17 protein-coding genes, 2 tRNA genes and 1 pseudogene are annotated in these 17829 nt (G+C 68.0%); 7 read left to right on the top strand and 13 right to left on the bottom strand.

What is annotated here, in order from left to right; genetic code table 11:
* Positions 1–100: 100 nt before the first annotated feature.
* On the top strand, positions 101–1399 hold the full coding sequence (locus tag D0Z60_RS02385) for an MFS transporter (RefSeq protein ID WP_118856704.1): 1299 nt from the start codon (positions 101–103) through the stop codon (positions 1397–1399).
* On the opposite strand, the gene D0Z60_RS11590 is transcribed toward D0Z60_RS02385, so the two are convergent.
* The 6 genes and pseudogenes from D0Z60_RS11590 to D0Z60_RS02360 form a co-directional block, all read right to left on the bottom strand.
* Entirely contained in the window at positions 1396–1557 is a 162-nt protein-coding gene (locus D0Z60_RS11590) for a hypothetical protein (RefSeq protein WP_162888038.1), read from the bottom strand. The genes D0Z60_RS02385 and D0Z60_RS11590 overlap by 4 nt on opposite strands.
* Before the next feature lie 115 nt (positions 1558–1672).
* Complete coding sequence (locus D0Z60_RS02380) at positions 1673–3274, bottom strand: putative bifunctional diguanylate cyclase/phosphodiesterase (protein ID WP_118856702.1); 1602 nt, start codon at positions 3272–3274, stop codon at positions 1673–1675.
* A 56-nt stretch (positions 3275–3330) separates the two neighbouring features.
* Positions 3331–3417: transfer RNA gene (locus D0Z60_RS02375), tRNA-Leu, on the bottom strand.
* Between the two features lie 16 nt (positions 3418–3433).
* Entirely contained in the window at positions 3434–3730 is a 297-nt protein-coding gene (locus D0Z60_RS02370; RefSeq protein ID WP_118856700.1) for an integration host factor subunit beta, read from the bottom strand.
* Between the two features lie 405 nt (positions 3731–4135).
* Positions 4136–5830, bottom strand: a pseudogene (rpsA, locus tag D0Z60_RS02365) (30S ribosomal protein S1); the annotation flags it as partial.
* 291 nt (positions 5831–6121) lie between these two features.
* A complete protein-coding gene (locus D0Z60_RS02360) occupies positions 6122–8617 on the bottom strand; it encodes an SGNH/GDSL hydrolase family protein (protein WP_118856696.1) in 2496 nt (831 codons plus the stop codon).
* A 226-nt stretch (positions 8618–8843) separates the two neighbouring features.
* On the opposite strand from D0Z60_RS02360, the gene D0Z60_RS02355 reads away from it, so the two are divergent.
* The gene (locus tag D0Z60_RS02355; RefSeq protein WP_162887998.1) at positions 8844–9062 is read left to right on the top strand and encodes a hypothetical protein; all 219 of its coding nucleotides are present in this window, start codon (positions 8844–8846) and stop codon (positions 9060–9062) included.
* A gap of 19 nt (positions 9063–9081) precedes the next feature.
* Here D0Z60_RS02355 and D0Z60_RS02350 read toward each other — a convergent pair whose 3' ends face one another.
* The 4 genes from D0Z60_RS02350 to cmk form a co-directional block, all read right to left on the bottom strand.
* Positions 9082–9303 carry a hypothetical protein gene (locus tag D0Z60_RS02350; RefSeq protein WP_162888037.1) on the bottom strand — a complete coding sequence of 74 codons (222 nt, stop codon included), beginning with the start codon at positions 9301–9303 and terminating at the stop codon, positions 9082–9084.
* A gap of 67 nt (positions 9304–9370) precedes the next feature.
* Positions 9371–9583, bottom strand: coding sequence for a hypothetical protein (locus D0Z60_RS02345; protein ID WP_118856690.1), 213 nt, complete (start codon positions 9581–9583; stop codon positions 9371–9373).
* Positions 9584–9659: 76 nt separating this feature from the next.
* Positions 9660–9866, bottom strand: a complete 207-nt coding sequence (locus D0Z60_RS02340) for a cold-shock protein (protein ID WP_118856688.1) — start codon at positions 9864–9866, stop codon at positions 9660–9662.
* 172 nt (positions 9867–10038) lie between these two features.
* Complete coding sequence (gene cmk, locus D0Z60_RS02335; protein WP_118858393.1) at positions 10039–10671, bottom strand: (d)CMP kinase; 633 nt, start codon at positions 10669–10671, stop codon at positions 10039–10041.
* Positions 10672–10797: 126 nt separating this feature from the next.
* On the opposite strand from cmk, the gene D0Z60_RS02330 reads away from it, so the two are divergent.
* The 3 genes from D0Z60_RS02330 (at position 10798) to D0Z60_RS12080 (ending at position 11629) form a co-directional block, all read left to right on the top strand.
* Positions 10798–11121 (top strand): TIGR02300 family protein, encoded by a 324-nt coding sequence (locus tag D0Z60_RS02330; RefSeq protein ID WP_118856686.1) that lies wholly within the window; start codon positions 10798–10800, stop codon positions 11119–11121.
* An 84-nt stretch (positions 11122–11205) separates the two neighbouring features.
* Positions 11206–11281 (top strand) — tRNA-Ala (locus D0Z60_RS02325).
* A gap of 96 nt (positions 11282–11377) precedes the next feature.
* Positions 11378–11629, top strand: coding sequence for a GIY-YIG nuclease family protein (locus D0Z60_RS12080; protein WP_205421024.1), 252 nt, complete (start codon positions 11378–11380; stop codon positions 11627–11629).
* 69 nt (positions 11630–11698) lie between these two features.
* On the opposite strand, the gene D0Z60_RS02315 is transcribed toward D0Z60_RS12080, so the two are convergent.
* A complete protein-coding gene (locus D0Z60_RS02315) occupies positions 11699–11857 on the bottom strand; it encodes a Flp family type IVb pilin (RefSeq protein ID WP_118856684.1) in 159 nt (52 codons plus the stop codon).
* 153 nt (positions 11858–12010) lie between these two features.
* Positions 12011–13984 (bottom strand): transglycosylase domain-containing protein, encoded by a 1974-nt coding sequence (locus D0Z60_RS02310; protein ID WP_118856682.1) that lies wholly within the window; start codon positions 13982–13984, stop codon positions 12011–12013.
* Between the two features lie 103 nt (positions 13985–14087).
* Between D0Z60_RS02310 and D0Z60_RS02305 the strand changes: the two genes are divergently transcribed.
* Positions 14088–15557: an ABC transporter substrate-binding protein gene (locus tag D0Z60_RS02305; protein ID WP_118856677.1), complete on the top strand. Its 1470-nt coding sequence runs from the start codon at positions 14088–14090 to the stop codon at positions 15555–15557.
* Positions 15557–15970 carry a DUF4112 domain-containing protein gene (locus D0Z60_RS02300; protein WP_118856675.1) on the top strand — a complete coding sequence of 138 codons (414 nt, stop codon included), beginning with the start codon at positions 15557–15559 and terminating at the stop codon, positions 15968–15970. Before D0Z60_RS02305 ends, D0Z60_RS02300 begins: the two co-directional genes overlap by 1 nt.
* Here D0Z60_RS02300 and D0Z60_RS02295 read toward each other — a convergent pair.
* A complete protein-coding gene (locus D0Z60_RS02295; protein ID WP_118856673.1) occupies positions 15967–17778 on the bottom strand; it encodes a hypothetical protein in 1812 nt (603 codons plus the stop codon). The genes D0Z60_RS02300 and D0Z60_RS02295 overlap by 4 nt on opposite strands.
* Between the last annotated feature and the right edge of the window lie 51 nt (positions 17779–17829).

Below are 17829 nucleotides of genomic sequence, written 5' to 3'. Positions count from 1 at the left end.
CAAAAGACGCGGCCGACGCCCGCCTTGCGGAGCCCGGGCAACCGGCTACACCCGCCATCCGATGATTCGTCCCACCAGCGCGCGCCGGGCCTGACGGCCAATGCAGAATTCGATGCATCTGCTGCGCACGCGCCGCTTCGTGCCGATTTTCCTCACCCAGTTCCTCGGCGCGTTCAACGACAATCTATTCCGCACGGCGATGGTGATGCTGGTGATCTACGGCATCTACCGCGACCCGCAGCAGGAGGCGACGTTCAGCGCCATCGCCGGTGGGCTGTTCATCCTGCCGTTCTTCGTCTTGTCGGCGCTCGCCGGCCAGCTTGCCGACGAGCGGGACAAGGCGGCGATCGTGCGAATCGTCAAGACCGCCGAGATCCTGATCATGCTGGTCGGCGCTGCCGGCCTGCTTCTGCAAAACGTGCCGGCGCTGCTGTTTGCGTTGTGCGCGATGGGGATCCACTCGACATTCTTCGGGCCGATCAAATACGCCATCCTGCCGCAGCATCTGCGCGGCGACGAGGTGCTCGCCGGCACCGGGCTGGTCGAGGCCGGGACCTATATCGGCATCCTCGGCGGGACGCTGCTCGGCGGCGTGCTGGTGCTGCAGAACCCTGATGGCAGCTTTCATGCCAAATGGGCTGCGGTGGCGGTCATCGCGGTCGCCATCGTCGGCCGCATCACCGGCCATTTCGTGCCGCCCGCTCCGCCCGATCCCGACGCACCGCCCTTCCATTTCGACTGGCACATCGTGCGCGCCTCGATCCGCCTGGTCAGCGCCACGCTGCACATCCCGCGACTGTTCCTCGCGATCATCGCGATCAGTTTCTTCTGGGCGATGGGCGCAGTGCTTGCGGCGCAATTCCCGCCTTTGGTGAAGAATGCGCTCGGCGCCGACCAGACCGTCGCGACCCTGTTCCTGGCGACCTTCTCGGTCGGCGTGGCGCTCGGGTCGGTGGCGATCAACCGGCTGCTTGGCGGCGAGGTCTCGGCCAAGTTCGCGCCCGCCGCGGCGATCGCCATGGGGCTGTTCGTCCTCGACCTTTACCGCCGGGTCCGCGTGTGGCCCGGCGAGGGGCCCGAACTGCGCGACCTGTCGACCTTCCTGGCAATGGACGGAAGCTGGCTGATCGTGTTCGACCTGCTTGGCGTGGCGATCGCCGGGGGGATGTTCGTGGTGCCGCTCTACGCCTTCCTGACGACCACCGTGCCCAAGTCGGAAACCGCGCGCACCATTGCCGCCAACAACATCGTCAACAGCGGGCTAATGGTGTTTGCGACGCTGGTGCTGACCGGCGCGGTGATGATGGGCGTCACGGTCGCCGACAGCCTGCTGATCGTCGCTGCCGCCAGCACCCTCGCGGCATGGCTCGGCTGGAAGCTACACCTCGCCTGCGACTAGGCGAGATAGACGCCCATGAAGGTGAAGCCGCCGGCAAAGAACAAGACGAATATCCTGAGGTCGTCGGCAAGGCTGCTGTGGTTTGGCTCGATCGCCACCGCGGCCGCCCGCCGGCCGAAGGCGGTTGGGGATTTGCGAAGCGGCGACGCGGGAGACATGTGCAAACCTTAATGCCGTTTTTACCACGTCGTTCAACCCGGCGTTAGGCATCAGGGTTCCTTGACCGTCCCGGACCGGGACAGCGGCACGAAATCAGCTTGTGCTTGGCGGGTTCTAGGAGGCGCGGCGCGCCCGGGCCGGGGCCTCGATCGCCGGGGCCGCACCGCGCCCGATCAACTGCTCGGCCTGGGCGGCGTTGGTCGGCTTGCCGAAATACCAGCCCTGCCCGAAGGCGCAGCCGTAACCGAGCACCGCGGCATGGGTCGGCGCGTCCTCGATCCCTTCGACGATCACCGGCACCTTGATGGCCTGGGCGAGGTCGGTAACGGCGCGGACGATTGCGGCGCACTCGGCATTGGTCGTCACCGCCGCGGTGAAGCTGCGGTCGATTTTGATCATGTCGAACGGCAGCGAACGCAAATGCGCGAGGCTCGAGAAGCCGGTTCCGAAATCGTCGAGCGCGAGGCGGATGCCCTGGTTCTTGAGGCTTGCGGTGATCGCCCGCGCCAGCTCGAGGTCGGCCAGCAGCGAGCTTTCGGTGATCTCGACGATCAGCCGCTCGGGCGGAAATCCGGCCTCCGACAGCAAGCGAATCAGCCGCTGTGCAAGCCACGGATCGGCCAGCTGCGACGGCGAGATGTTGACCGAGATGGTCAGCTTCGGGTCCCACTTCACCGCCGCCTGGAGCGCCTGGGCGATGACCTGCTCGGACATCGCGCTGATCAGGCCGTGCTCCTCAGCAACCGGGATGAACACCTCCGGCATGATTAACCCGGTCAGCGGGTGGTTCCAGCGCGCCAGCACCTCGAAGCCGTGGATCGTGCCGGTGGCGAGATCGACCTGCGGCTCAAAGAACGGCACGAATTGCTGATGCTCGATGGCGTAGCGGATGCCCTGCTCGATCTCGACATGCGCGATCAGCGCGCGCTCCATGCCCTCGTCGAACGAGACGGGCCGGGCCGAGCGACCGCTGCGCGCCCGTTCCAGCGCAATATCGGCCCGCCGCAACAAATCGGGCAGGGGTGAGTCCGCTGCGTCGCCGGTGGCGATCCCGGCATAGGCGCCGACCTGGAGCATCTTGCCGGCAAGGTCGAACGGCGCGGTGACGCGGCGAAGCACTTCGGCGGCGACCTTTTCGCATTCTCCAGCGGCGCCCGGCGCAATGGCAAAAGCGAGCGCGAATTCATCGCCGTTGATCCTGGCGGCGATCGCGTCCTTCGGGGCGATCTCGCGCACCGCGGCGGCGATCAGGCGCAACAGCGCGTCACCCGTTTCATAGCCGTGACGGTCGTTGATCGACTTGAAGCGATGCAACTGCAGCGACACCACCGCCATCCACTGCCCTGTTGCGATCAGCGTCGCGCGCAATTCCTGGCCGCGGTCGGCAAGGCCCTTGCGGTTGGCGAGGCGGGTGACGATGTCGCTCGACGCCAGCTCGGCCGCCCGCCGCTCGGCGTCGAGCCGTCGTTCATTGTCGTTCTGGATCTCGGACAGTCGGCGCAGGCCGGCGATGATCAGCGCGACGTTGAGCATCACCATGATGAGGTTGAGCTTGGCGCTGTCGCCTGCCCAGCGCTCGGCGCTGGCGAGGAAGTTAGTGCCGTTGAGGATGAGCAGCAGGGTGGCGACGATGACCACCACCGACACCAGCAGCTCGAGCGGCGCACGCCGCTCGGCCGGCTTCCGGCGAGCATCGCCGCTCAGGTTCTCGTTCACGCCCACCCGAAGGGGGCTAGCAGACAGGCTTTAACAATTTGTCAGTGCGGCGGGATTGGTGCGGACGGCGGGACTCGAACCCGCACTCCCTTCCGGGAAGAAGATTTTAAGTCTCCAGCGTCTACCGGTTCCGCCACGTCCGCACGGCCGCCGGCAAGGTCATTCGGCGGTGACTTCACCAAGGTTGAGCCGCTCGCGCATTTCCTTGCCCGGCTTGAAATAGGGCACCTTCTTGGCCTTGACCTCGACCGACGCGCCGGTGCGCGGGTTGCGGCCGACGCGCGCGTCGCGCTGGCGGGTCGAAAAGGCGCCAAAGCCGCGCAGCTCGACCCGGCCGCCCTGGGCGAGCTGATCTGTGATGCTGTCGAACAATGCGCCGACCACGCTTTCGATCTCGCGCTGGGTCAAATCCGGGAAGTCCTCGCACAACTTCTGGACGAGTTCGGATCGGATCATGGTCTTGGCTCCCCCCGGAGGCTTGGCAGCATCGTGCTGTCAGGAAAATCGCGCTGGTGCAAGCGCTTCGCCGGTACCGTTCGGCGAACGGGGGCGCGGCATCGACCGGACGCCGCGCCCCCGCCGTGTCGTTTACGCGTCGGTCGCCGTCTCGTCGGCGGCGGCCGATTCAGCGGTCGCTTCCGCGGCCGGCTCCTCAGCAGCCGGCTGCTCGGCGGTCTCGGCGTCGGCCTTCTTGGCCTTGGCAGACTTCTTGGCCGGCTTGGCCGCGGCTTCCTCGCTGGCTTCGGCAGGCGCTTCGACCTGTTCGTCGTCGGCCGGAGCCTCGGCCGCGTCGGCCTTCTTGGACTTGGCCGCCTTGGCCGCCTTGGCCGGAGCTTCCTCCGCACCCTTGGCGCCGGCCTGCTTCAGCGCCGCGCCGAGGATGTCGCCAAGGCTCGCGCCGCTGTCGGACGAGCCGTACTGCGCCACCGCCTGCTTCTCTTCGGCGATCTGCAACGCCTTGATCGAGAAGTTCGGCTTCTTCGACCGGTCGAAGCCGGTGACGAGTGCGTCGAACTTCTGTCCGACCTGGAAGCGCTCGGGGCGCTGCTCGTCGCGGTCGCGGCCAAGGTCGGTGCGCTTGATGAAGCCGCTGACCCCGCCGTCGCCGACCTGGACCTCGAGCCCGCCGTCGCGCACTTCGAGCACGGTGACGGTGACCGTCTCGCCCTTGTTCGGGCCGCCGCCGGTGGCCGCCGCGCCGCCCTTGGCGATGCCGCCGCGCTCAAGCTGCTTCATGCCGAGGCTAATGCGCTCGCGCTCGACATCGACCTCGAGCACCTGGGCCTTCACCATTTCGCCCTTGCGGTGGAGGTGAAGCGCGTCCTCGCCCGACACGCCCCAGGCGATGTCGGACATGTGAACCATTCCGTCGACGTCGCCCGGAAGGCCGATGAACAGGCCGAACTCGGTCGAATTCTTGACCTCGCCCTCGACCTCGCTGCCGACCGGATATTTGTCGGCGAAGTCGTGCCACGGATTTGCCTGGGCCTGCTTGAGGCCGAGCGAAATGCGCCGCTTTTCGCCGTCGACCTCAAGAATCTTGACCTCGACTTCCTGGCTGGTGCTGACGATCTTGCCCGGATGAACGTTCTTCTTGGTCCAGCTCATCTCGGAGACGTGGACCAGGCCCTCGATGCCCGGCTCGAGTTCGACGAAGGCGCCATATTCGGTGATGTTCGTGACCCGGCCGGTGAACGTGCCGTCGACCGGATACTTGGCCGCAGCGCCCTCCCACGGATCCGCCTCGAGCTGCTTCATGCCGAGGCTGATGCGCTGGGTCTCGCGGTTGATGCGGACGATCTGGACCTTCACCGTGTCGCCGATGTTGATCACTTCGCCCGGGTGGTTGACCCGCTTGTAGCTGATGTCGGTGACGTGCAGCAGGCCGTCGATTCCGCCGAGGTCGACGAACGCGCCGTAATCGGTGATGTTCTTGACGACGCCCTCGATCACCTGGCCCTCGGCCAGGCTCTGGATCAGGCCGCTGCGCTGTTCGGCGCGGGTTTCCTCGAGGATCGCGCGGCGCGACACCACGATGTTGCCGCGGCGGCGGTCCATCTTCAAAATCTGGAACGGCTGCAGCAGGTCCATCAGCGGACCGACGTCGCGCACCGGGCGGATGTCGACCTGCGAGCCGGGCAGGAACGCCACGGCGCCGCCGAGGTCGACCGTGAAGCCGCCCTTGACGCGGCCGAAGATCGTGCCGTCGACGCGGTTGCCGGCCTCATATTCCTTCTCAAGCTTGTCCCACGCGGCCTCGCGGCGGGCGCGGTCGCGGCTCAGCATCGCCTCGCCCTGCGCATTCTCGACCCGGTCGACATAGACTTCGACGGTGTCGCCGACCTTCAGCTCGGCCTTCTGGCCCGGAGCGGCGAATTCGCGCAGCGGAACGCGGCCTTCGCTCTTGAGTCCGACGTCGATCACCGCGAGATCGTTCTCGATCCCGGTGACGGTACCCTTGACGACGCGGCCTTCGAAGGCCTCGTTTTCACCGCCCAGGGTCTCGTTGAGAAGCGCCGCGAAATCGTCGCGGCTCGGAAATGCCGTAGTGGCCATAGGAAACAAGACTTTCAAATGATGCGAAGGCCGCCAGCCGGGAACCACTCCTCGGCTTACCATCTGGCGGACTTGGCTGTGCCAAATTGCCGCAGCGCGCCCCATGCGCGCCGAAGCGCCCGTCATCCTGGGGGGAGAGCGGCCCGGGCTGAGGACGGGCGGGAAGGCGCGGCAAGCATCGCTCGGCCGGTGCCACTCGCTCGCCAGGAAAAGACGGGCCGCCCGCGCCTTCAGGCTGCCGGACGCGGGCGCCTATAGCGGCATAAGCCCCACAGGCCAAGGGCGGCGCTGCTAGACCGCCAGCGCAGCGGCCTCCGCTTGAGCCAGCAAAGGGTCGATCGGCATCGCCAGGCTCACCGCACCGGCGCCGCTCTCACCGGCGAATACGGGCGCCAGAGTAGCGAGCGGATTGGCTCCCGCCGACGCAAGGCCGTCGAGCATCTGATCGATCACGTTCACTGGCCCCACCGGGCCCAGCGCGTCCGCAACGACCGCCGCAACATCCGGCATCGCCAACGCCAGCGCGGCGGTCCTCCCCGCTCCATGACTGATGTCGACCGGAGCCGCAATCGCCGCCGGTGCATGGTCGGCGAACAGGGGCGCGAGCAACGGCGCGGCCGACGCCGGCAGCGGCCCGCCGAGGAAGTCGAGCTGTGGGCCCTCGAGATCGGCGACGAGATCGACTGCCGGCATCCTCGCGCCGCCGCTGTCGACGAAGCCCCGCTCGAAGATTTGCGGCGTTGCTGCGATCAGCCCGAGCGTCGCTGCGCCCAATTGGTCGCTTCCGAAAGTGAGGGCCTGTGCGGAGGGCATCGCCGGCGTGCCGAGCGCGCCGCCGTCGGCAGTGACGACCGCCGTTCCGGCTCCCGCAACCGCGCCGGTCATCGCCATTGCGCTCGGCGCGACGATCCGCGCGAGGCTGGTCGTGACCAGCGTTCCGCCGCTCGCATAGCGCAGGCTCACCGAGCCGCTGCCGCCCACCGTGGCCAGCGTTGTCCACTGGTCGCCGCCGCCATTCGCATCGACCTGGATTAGTCCGCCGGTCGTCACGCGAAGGTAGCCGCCCGCCGCAACATTGGTCCCCGCCGCTACGGCCAGCGCCTGCGACACGTCGACCACGTCGCCCTTGGCGTAGTCGGTGATCGTGTCGGCCTTACCCGGCCCCGCCGCCGCGATTGGCCCGAGCACGAAGACGTCGTTGCCCGCCCCACCGGTCAGCACGTCCGCGCCGCCCTTGCCTTCCAGCACGTTGCTCCCAGCATTGCCGACCAGCGCCTGCCCGAAGTCATTGCCGGTCAGGTTGATCGCCCCCTTTCCGCGCGCGTTGGTGGTCGCGAGCTCCTCGATCTCGCTGTTGGCGGCGAGCGCGTAGCTGGTCGCGGCCTGGACGATGTCGCGCCCGATCCCACCGGCGCCCTCGATCACCACCGTCGCGGCATTGCTCACGACATAGACATTGCCGCCGAGCGCCGCCGCTCCTTCGACCACCGCGGCGATGAGCTGATAGCTGCCGGTCAGCGTGCCCACGGCCGACATCTGGACCGTCACATTGCCGCTGGTCGCGGCGCGGAACGTCACGGTTGCATCGAACCCGGCGCCGTCATCGGCATTGTTCGCGATTCCGACGCCCCCGCTGAGGATCGCCAGTGTCGGGTCGCCCAAACTCCCGGGCGTGCCGAGCGAGCTCATCCCGAGCAGGTCGAAGCGATACGTCGTGCCGGCGACCGCGGCCACGACCAGCTGGTCGACTTCGCCGGCGACGGCGATGCTGCCACTCATCGAGAAGTCGACGTCCGCCGCCGCGATCGGCAACGTCTCGACCCAACTCGTCCCGCTCAGCAGCGCCTGCGCATAGGAGCCGAACAGCGCATGGACCTGGGCGGTCGGATGGACCTGGTCGAAGAACACCAGTTCCTTGTAGCCGAGCAGGTCGGTGGTGAGGGTGCCCGGCGCCACGCCGTAAAGGCCCTCAAGCGTGGGCAGGATGGCGTTGAGCCCGCCCGTCACCGTCGTCCCGTCCGACTGGTAATCCATCATCGGCACATAGGTGACGGTCGCGCCGCGGGCGTCGAGCGCCGGCACCACCTCGGTCCGGATCAGCGTGTCGAGATAGACCGAGTAAAGCGTCGCCGCGTCCGCCCGCTGTTGCTCGAGCGGGCTGAGCCCGGCGATGCCGTCGGCGTCGTAGGCCGGGATCCGGCCGACGTCGGCTATGCCCGTAATGACAAAATGGCGCGCTCCGTCCTCGATCAGCTGGCCGAGCTCATGGGTCAGTTGCTGCGCGACTTCGTCGAGCGCGGCATAGGCCTCGGCCTCGCTCGCCGGCGCGCGGTCCGGCTTGGCCAGCGCGCGCACGTCGTTGCCGCCCATAGTGACGATGTACAAGGCGTCACCCGGCGCATCGCCGTCGACCGCGTCGCGAAAGGCGTCGGTCTGGCCGTCGAGGTCGGGCACCTTCTCTCCGCCCTGTCGGACCTGCGCCCCGCCATAACCGAAGTTCAAATTGTTGCCCTTGGGATCGGTCGTCCACGGCGCGATCTCGACCCCGTTCCACTCATAGCCGTAAGGGAAGATGGTCGTCGTCGGCTTGCCGACCGCCTTGTTGCTGAGCAGATCGGCGAAGGTGTAGCCGTCGCTGAAGCGGCCTTGGAAGTATCCGTCCGACGCGGCCGGCGCCCCGTCGGGCAGGTCGCTGAAGGTCAGATTGCCATAGAATTGCGCCAGCTTGAGCGCATTGCCCGCATCGATCAGGCTGTCACCGAACACATAAACGCCGCCATACGCCATCACACCCTCCCGCCGGGAGACTTGTGATGGTCACGCGACACGCCGGGCGAGAGGTTGGGCGCCCCCGGCCAATGGCAGAAGCGACTCGCATCCTTCCCCCAAAGCGTGTGGGAATGTCTGCCTCAATACAGGGAAAAACAATGCCTTAAATGGTTAATGCCGGTTCGGCCGCAGCGTTCGCGGCTGCCGATGTGCAACTCGCGGGCAACCTGCTCGTTTGCCTGGTATGACCGAAGACCGCACCCGCTCCGACCAGCCCGACACCCCCGGCGGCCAGCCGCAAGAACGGGTCGAAGACCGCCCCGACGTGGGCACCGTCACGCCCGAGGATTATCCCGAGCCGGCGAGCGGCGACGATCTCGGCGGCGGCGACGTTGCGGCACGCGACGGGCCTGGCGAGAGCGGCCAGAATTACGAGCCGCGCGGAACGTCGTCCGGCGCTTAGCTATGCGGGACGTCCGTCCCTAAGCTTCCTTGTCGGTGCGAAAGATCGCCTGGCCCGCGGGCCGCTCGTGCGCGGCCGCGATCATCGTCCGGCGGTGATGGTGAAGCCGCGCCAGTTCGAGATGCCGCAGCGCGCTGTCGTCGGAGCTTGCGCTCAGCGCCTTGTCGAGCTCGCGCTCGGCCCGGCGGCGGTGGAATTCGGACGGGGTGGGGTCGTCGCGGGACACAACAGGGATACGCATGGGCGGGACAACCCGGAAGCGCGCAACTCGTTTCGCGAAACTGACAAAAATCAGCCGATTTACGGCCTTATTGCTCAGTCGCCAGCTCGACTCGCTGCTGCGCGGCCGCTTTCTCGGCCTCGTTGCGTTCCTGCATCACGATCAGCCGCTCGAGCCGGCGTGCCATCGACAACCAGGCTTCCTCGGCGCGCAGGCATTGCTCGCGAACATTGTCGAGGGTCGCCGCGTCGGCCGCGGCACGGGCCTCGCCGGCACGCGCCAGATAGAGGTCGAGATCCATTCGCGGGCGCTCCTTGTGGTCGTCTGGTAAAAGGGGGACGCCGGACTCTCGCCCGGCGCCCCCGAAGTCGTGAAGCTTACGCTTCCTTGATGTTCACCGCCGACATCTTGCCGGTGCGGTCGGGCTGCAGGTCGTAGGTCACGCGCTGCTCCTTACCCAAGGTACGCAGGCCCGACTGCTCGACGGCGCTGATGTGGACGAACGCGTCCTGGCCCCCGTCATCCGGCTGGATGAAGCCATAGCCCTTGGACTCGTTGAAGAATTTGACGGTTCCGGTAGTCATGATTGTATTCCTTCTGTGACTTGGCGGCCCAAGTGTCGGACCGCCCGCGCTAGGAAGCGAAAAGAAGGAATCAGGAGCCGCAAAGCGCCAATAGACCGTCGATTTGCGACTAAGAGCCCGACCCATATAGGCGCAACGGCCGCCGATTGTAAGTGCGCCGCCTTTCGTGTCCCTAATCGGGGGTGCCGGCGCGCTCCTCGCACAGTCCTATCGCCGCCGTGACCGCCGCCGCCACATCCATTTCGCTGGTGTCGAGCAGCAATGCATCCACCGCCTGCTCCAACGGCGCCGCGGCGCGCCCGCTATCGCGCTCGTCGCGGGCGCGGATGTCGGCCAGCACCTCGTCGAAATGGGCCGGCATGCCGCGCGCCTCCAGCTCCGCCATTCGCCGCCGTGCCCGCACTTCGGCGCTGGCGGTGACGAACAGCTTGATCGTTGCGTCCGGAGCGATGACCGTGCCGATGTCGCGCCCGTCGAGCACTGCCCCGCCCGCCTGGCCGGCGAAGGAGCGCTGCTTGTCGAGGAGCGCCGCGCGGACTGCCGGATAGGCCGAGATCCGGCTCGCCATGCCGCCGACGATCTCGCTTCGAAGCTCCTCGTCGCTGGGGTCGATCTTGTCGATCTCGTGGACCGCGCGCGCCGCCTCGAACTCGCTTGCCGCATCGCCGCCGAAGCGGAACAGGCTGAGCGCGACCGCGCGATACAGCAGCCCGGTGTCCATGTGCAGCAGCCCGAAGTGCGCCGCGAGTGCCCGCGCGATCGTGCCCTTGCCGCTGGCGGCGGGGCCGTCGACGGCGATGACCAGCGGCGTGGCGGATGGCATGGCGGGCGCTTTGACAGTGGCCCACGCCTATGGCAAGGCGCCCGCCGATCGCGCCGGCGGCCCTCGCTGGCCTGGCGCCAAGCTAGTCAATCTGGAGTTTGAGACCCGATGGTCAAAGCCGAATGGGGCACCAAGCGCACCTGCCCCAAGTGCGCGACGCGTTTTTATGATCTTGGCAAGGACGATCCCGTCACTTGCATCGCCTGCGCCACGCCGTTCGTGCCCGAGCCGGTGCTGAAGTCCAAGCAGCCGATGCCGTTCGAGGCGGTTGCCGCGGTCAAGGAGAAGGAAAAGCCGGACGAGGATCTGGCCGCCGACGAGCTGGCGATCGACGAGGACGAGGAGCCCAGCGCCGACGACGAGGTCGACCTGTCGACCGGCGACGACGATCTCGGAGTCGAGACCGGCGGCGGCGAGGACGAAGAACACTAGGTTTCGGCTTTTTCGGGAGATTGCGCGGGCGGGAGATTTTCCCGTTGGCAGCCGCCGCATCCTCCCCTAAAGGCGCGACGCATCGGGGCCGTAGCTCAGCTGGGAGAGCGCTGCAATGGCATTGCAGAGGTCAGGGGTTCGATCCCCCTCGGCTCCACCAGCCTTCGCCGCTGACGCGGCTTCGGCTGGCAAGCCAGCCGGAGCTAAGTCGAGTCGAAGGCTGCCCGCCGAAGCTCGCAGAGCGTAGGAGGGCCGGTTGCCACCCAGGCAGATCGTCTATGTTCTGCAGAGCGTCGAGCACCCGGATCAGATTTACACGGGCCTGTGCTCCGACTTGGACGCCCGGCTCCATGCCCATAACGCCGGTCAATCTTCGCACACCGCTAAATTCAAGCCGTGGCGCCTAATCTCGTACCATCACTTTAGCGATGAAGCCGTCGCGGTCGCCTTCGAGCGCTATCTCAAAACTGGCTCGGGCCGTGCCTTCGCCGCCAAGCGGCTTCGCTGAATCCGCCGCACAAACGAAAGCGGCGGCGTCTTTCGACGCCGCCGCCCCGTTTCAACTTCCAAACGAAGCTTAGAGCTCGTTCGAAACGTTGTTGAAGGTCGTGCCCAGCTTGGTGCCGATGCTCTCCATCGCGGCGATCGCCGCAACGGCGATGAGGGCGGCGATCAGGCCGTACTCGATCGCGGTGGCACCCTTGTTGTCACGAATCATCTTCAGAAACTTGGCCATGTCTGGTCTCCTCAGTCCACAAAAGGGGTCTTGCCCCACCCGGACTCGCCTGACTTGCGCGCCTCGGATAGGTCGCTTTTCGCGCCAGAAGGTTGAGAAAGGTTTAAGCCGCCGTGCTTAAGCGGCGTTCACCATGTTCGGCTTCTCGACACCCTATTGGGACAGCAGATCGTCGAGCGCGTTGAGCACATCGTCGATCGCGCGCCCGGGCGCCGACCACTCGTCCGGTATCGGGCTCTGCCGCTCGTGCGCGGGCAGCGCCGGCGCCTGGCGCGGGCGATACGGCAGCGGCGGCCCGCGCCGCCCGTCGACGCTGAGCGCGCTCGTCATGAACCGCCGCCAGATCTGCGCCGGCGCGGTCCCTCCGGTGACCTTGCCGAGCGACTTGTCGTCGTCGCGCCCGACCCACACGCCGACCACCAGGTCGCCCGCGAAGCCGACAAAGATCGCGTCGCGATTGTTCTGCGTCGTTCCGGTCTTGCCGTAGGTTGGCACGCCAAGAGCAGCGCGCTTACCGGTGCCGCGATTGGCCGAGGCCCACAGCAGATCGAGCATCGGCGCCCAGTCGCGGCCTCGGTCGAGCCGGCCGCCGCGCTCGAACCAGCCGTCCATCGCGCCCGCCTTGGCCTCGGCGAGCGGCGGCAGCCCCGTTGCGCGCACCGGATAGCGCCCGCTCGCCACCGCCGCATAGGCCGAGGTCAGCTCCAGCAAACTGACTCCCGCCGTACCCAGCGCGACGCTCGGCGAATCCGGCAGCGGCGAGCGAATGCCGAGCTCGCGCGCGGCGCGCAGCACGTTGCCGCGGCCGACCCGCTCGCTCAGCCGTACCGCGGCGGCATTGCTCGACCGCTCGAACGCCTCGCGCAGCGTGATCGACCCGCGATAGACCCCATCATTGTTGGCTGGCGACCAGCCGTCGATGGTGATCGGCCGATCCTCGATGACGCTGTCCGGCGTGTAGCCGGCGCGCAGCGCGGCGAGATAAACGAACAGCTTGAACGCGCTGCCCGGCTGGCGCCGTGCCTGCGTGGCGCGGTTGAACGGCGAGGTCTTGTAGCTCTTGCCGCCGATCATCGCGACGACCCGGCCGTCGGGGCGCATCGCCACCAGCGCCGCCTGCGCCTCGCCCAGCGGAACCCCGGTCACCGCGCGCACCGCCAGCCGCTGCAGGTCGGCGTCGAGCGTGGTCGTCACCTTGATCTCGCCATAGTCGGCCTCGAACGCCTTTTGCGCGGCCGGCGCGACCCAGTCGGCGAAATAGGTCCCGGTCGGGATCTTGCCGCCGTTGCGGACCGGCACCGCCGAGCGGGTCGCGCGCGCCCGCGACTGGGTGATCACGCCGGTATCGGCCATCGCCTGGAGCACCAGCCGGCTGCGCTTTTGCGCCCCGGCGAGGTTCTTGGTGGGCGCCAGCCGCGACGGCGCCTGCACCAGCCCGGCGAGCATCGCCGACTGCGCCAGCGTCAGATTCTCCGGCTTGCGACCGAAATAATGCCGTGCCGCCGCCCGCAGCCCATAGACGCCGTCGCCGAAATAGACGCTCGACAGATAGCGCGACAAAATCTCGTCCTTGGTCAGCCAGCCTTCCAGCCAGAAGGCGATGATCAGCTCCTGCGCCTTGCGCTTCATCGACCGGTCTGAGGACAGGAAGCTCGTCTTGGCCAATTGCTGGGTCAGCGTGCTGCCGCCCTGGCGCACCCCGCCGGCGCGCATATTCGTCACCAGCGCGCGGCCGATCGCGCGCGGGTCGATCCCCCAATGGCGGCGGAAGCGCCGGTCCTCGATCGCGACGAACGCCGCCGGTGTCAGCGGGTCGAGCTTGGCGACGCTGACCGGCTCGTCCTTGATCGCTCCGCGCCGGGCGATCGGCTTGCCCTCCTGGCTGACCAGCAGCAGCGCCGGGTCGTCGAGCGGCTCGAGCGCGCGGCCGAGCGGCGCGGTCACCACCAGCCACAGCAGGATCGCCGCGACGAGGAAGAACAGGCCGTAGAACAGATAGCGCCAGCGCCGCGGCTTCGGCGCGACCGCGTTCTCGGCCGGCGGCGGCACCACCGGCGCGGTGAACGGATCGGGCAGTTCCTCGATGTTGCGCCCGCCGCGCTGCCAGATGAAGCCGCCGTCGTTCATTCGTAAAAGCCAAAAGACCAAGCCGGTGACTTATGTCAATAAAACAGTCGGTCGGCCAGTGCCAGATGCTTGCTGAACCGCGGCGGGGCGCTAGACCGGAGCGATGCCGCGCGCCGTCCTCCCGCTGCTCGCCCTCGCCGCCGCGGCGCTGCTCGCCGGCTGCGGGCGCAGGGACGCGCAGGCGATCGACGTCGTCATTATCGGGACCGCCGCCCCGCGCCTCGCCGATCCGGCCGCCGGTCCGCTCGGCGCTCCGCAGCAGGTCGCGCTTCAAAATATGGCGCAAGGCCTGGTCCGGTTCGATTCGCGCGGCGAGATCATCCCCGGCCTGGCCGAGCGCTGGAACGTCAGCGACGACGGGCTGAGCTACGTCTTCCGGCTCGGCTCGGGCAAATGGCCCGACGGCCGCGACATTCGCGCCCGCGACATCGTGCGCCTGCTCAAGCGCCAGCTGCGCGCCGACAGCCGCAATCCGCTCAAGGACTCGCTCGGCGCGATCGAGGACGTGGTCGCGATGACCGACCGGGTGATCGAAATCCGGCTCGTCGCGCCGCGTCCCAACCTCCTCGGCCTGCTCGCCCAGCCCGAATTCGGCCTCACCCGCGACGGCATCGGCACCGGCCCGTTCATGCTTGATGCGGATCAGCCGCAGCCCGGCTGGCGCGCGCTGACCTATCGCAAGTCGGTGGTCGACGGCCCCGACGTGCTCGAGCGCGTGCGCCTTCGCTCCGCACCCGCGCGCGAGGCGATCGCGCTGTTCGCCGACGGCAAGGCGCGGCTGGTGCTCGGCGGGACCTTCACCGACCTGCCCCTCGCGCGCCGCGCCGAGCTCAAGCGCACCGTGCTGCGCTTCGATCCCGCCGCCGGTCTGTTCGGCCTGGTCCCGCGCCGCACCTCCGGCCCCCTCGCCACTCCGGACGCGCGCCGGCTGCTCGGCACCGCGCTCGAGCGCCAGGCGCTGGTCGCCGCGCTCGACGTCCCCGGCCTCGCCCCGCGCACCTCGATCCTTCAGGCCGGGCTCGAAGGCTTGCCCCCGCCCCCCGTTGCGCCGCCGCCGCCGGTCGATCAAGCCGCCCGCCGGGCCTTCCTGACCGGCGAAGCGGCGCGGCTGTTCGGCGACGGCGAGCGCCCGACCGTCCGTGTGCGGCTGCCCGAGGGCCCCGGCGCCGACCTGCTCCTCGCCCGCCTGCGCGCAGACTGGGGCGTGCTCGGCCTCACCGTCGAACGCGCAACTGCCGGTGGCCCAAGCGACTTCGTCCTGCTCGATGCGGTTGCCCCGACCAGCTCGCCCGCCTGGTTCGTCCGCCAGTTCCGCTGCGCCGTCACGCCGGTCTGCTCGAAGGATGCCGACGGGCTGATGGACAGCGGCCGACTCGCCATTGTCGCCGCCCAGCGCGCCGCGTTCCTCGCCGAGGCCGCCCGGCTGCTCGACGAGCAAACCGCGTTCATCGCCATCGCCGCGCCGATCCGCTGGTCGCTGGTCGACGACCGCCTGCCCGGCTTCCAGGAGAACATTGTCGCGCGCCATCCGTTGGTCGGGATCGACAAGCAGGCCCGGCGGGAAAGCGACTGATGGCGCCCAGATTTCCACAACCGCAACTCGATACCAGCCCGGCGGCGGTGCGCGCCCGGGTCGAGGCGCTCGAACGAGTTATGGAACGCCTCGTCACCATCCCCGGCACCAGCCGCAAGCTCGGGCTCGACGTGATCCTCGATTTCGTGCCGGTGGTCGGCCCGACCGCCGCCGCGGCAATCGGCGCGTATCTCGCCTGGGAAGCGCGCAACCTCGGCATGCCCAAGACCGCCATGACCCGAATGGCCGGCAACATCGGCGTCGACTGGCTGCTCGGCCTGATCCCGTGGGTCGGCGCGGTGCCCGATTATTTCTTCCGCTCGAACACCCGCAATCTGCGCATCATCAAGCGCCACCTCGACAAGCATCACCCCGGCACCGCCACCCTCGACGTCCCCCCGCGCCGGCCCTAGGCCGGCTTGGGCGACTGCCCGACCAGGCCCATCACCATCCTTTCGAGCTCCTTCAACCGCCTCGCCATGCCGCGGCGTTCCCGGTCGCGGTTCGATTGCTGCCGTTCGCGGGCCCGAGTGATCGCCAGCGCCCGGGCGAGCGCTTCGTCGATCCCCTCGAGCGCTTCGCGTTCGTCCTTGCCGATCATCGTCCCGTCGGGCCGCGGGCCGAGCAGCAACCAGCCGACCGTCCCAACCCCATCGGCGGCGAGCGGCGCGCGATAGGGGAACAGGCTGTCGTCGCGTTCGATCCGCTGCGCCTCCTCCGGCCGATTGGCGGCCAGCCAGGCGGATACGGCAGCGGGCTCCACGTCGCGGCTGGCGACCAGCGCCTCTCCCTTGGCGGTTGCGACGAGGATGGCACCGCGGCACGCCCGCACCGGTTCGATGATTCGCGCCAGCGCGGTCTCGGCGAGCGTCCGGGTCGAGGAAGTCTCGCGCAAATCGCCGACCAACAGCGGCAGGTCGCGGCGAAGGCGCAGCAGGCCCTTCTGGAAGCGCCGCTCGGCCCAGCCGCTCATGCGCTTGTGAAGCGGCGCGATCATCACCGCCGCAAGCCCCGCCCCGGCCGCTCCGGCATAGGCGCCGGCATCGCCTGCGAGATAGCGTTCGCTGAGGATTTCGATCAATTTCTCGGTCGCGGCGAAGGTCCCGATCAGCGCTACGGTCATCGCCGCATAGACCGCCGATTTGCTGATCGCCGCCTCGGCATCATAGAGCCGGAAACGGAGCAGCGAGACGATCAGCCCGCCGAACAAAGCAACGAAGCCAAGCAGGGTGGCGACACTGTCGGCGACGGCCAGGACAAAATAGAACCACTCGTCGTCGTTCCGCTGCTGCAGCAGGTCCAGCGGCAGGCTCACGAGCTGCGTGGCGACCAGGATCGTCAGTCCGAGCACTGCCCATTTGACCTGCTGGCCCTCGATCCCCGGCGCCAGTCGGCGATAGCGGACCAACACCGCCGCGATGATCGTCAGCAGGGCCAGCATGCCCGGGACGACGTCGAAAACCGGAGCCTGTGCGAACAGCTGGTCCCGAAGCACCACCGCCGCGATCAGCGGGATACCGATCAAAGACCAGCGCGGCTCGAAGCGGCCCGACGGGAACACGAGCAAACCTAAAAGGATACAGGCGCTCGCCACCTTGCCGCCGACGGTCCCGATCGCTTCCGCAAGCGCTGTATCGCCCAGGAGGAGCAATGTGCTCATCGCCGGAATGGCGAGAAAAGCAGTGCTCAGCAGGGCTACCACCGGGTCGCGCGGGCGGCCGCGAAACAGCAGGATCGCGGCAACGATGGCGAGTGTTGACAAAATGATGTCGACCGCCACGTAGAATGCCGCCCGCGTCCGATAGGTGAGCGGCATCGCCGCGTCGCTGGCCGCCAGATACTGCGGGCCACGGACGATCTGGTGCGTGGTCACCGCGCCATCGGGCGCGCGCATCGTCACCTCGAGCCGCCGGCCGATCGGCCCGTCGAGCGCCTCGGCAATTTTGCGGCGGTTGGCCGCGGTCTTTTCCGGTGACTGGGGCTGACCGTCGATAGCGAGAAGCCGGCTCCGCGGGACGATTGTCGAGGCCGGATTTCCCATCGGCGAAACGCGCAGCTCGGAATCGGCTCGCAACCCCGCTCCGTAATAGGCTAGGTTCGTCTGATTGCTGCGCTGCTGCTCCTTCCACGAGCCGACCGTGACCCCGATCAGGGCCATTGCCAACAACGCGAAAAACAGGATCTTGAATCCGGTCAGCCAATGACCCGACAGCGCCGGCATCCCCCGTGGCAAACGCATCACCTGTCCCCCCGCCGAAGCCCCCGGCCGATC

This window comes from Sphingomonas mesophila (assembly GCF_003499275.1).
GTDB classification, from domain to species: Bacteria; Pseudomonadota; Alphaproteobacteria; order Sphingomonadales; family Sphingomonadaceae; genus Sphingomicrobium; species Sphingomicrobium mesophilum.
This window is presented reverse-complemented; position numbering and strand designations above follow the sequence as displayed.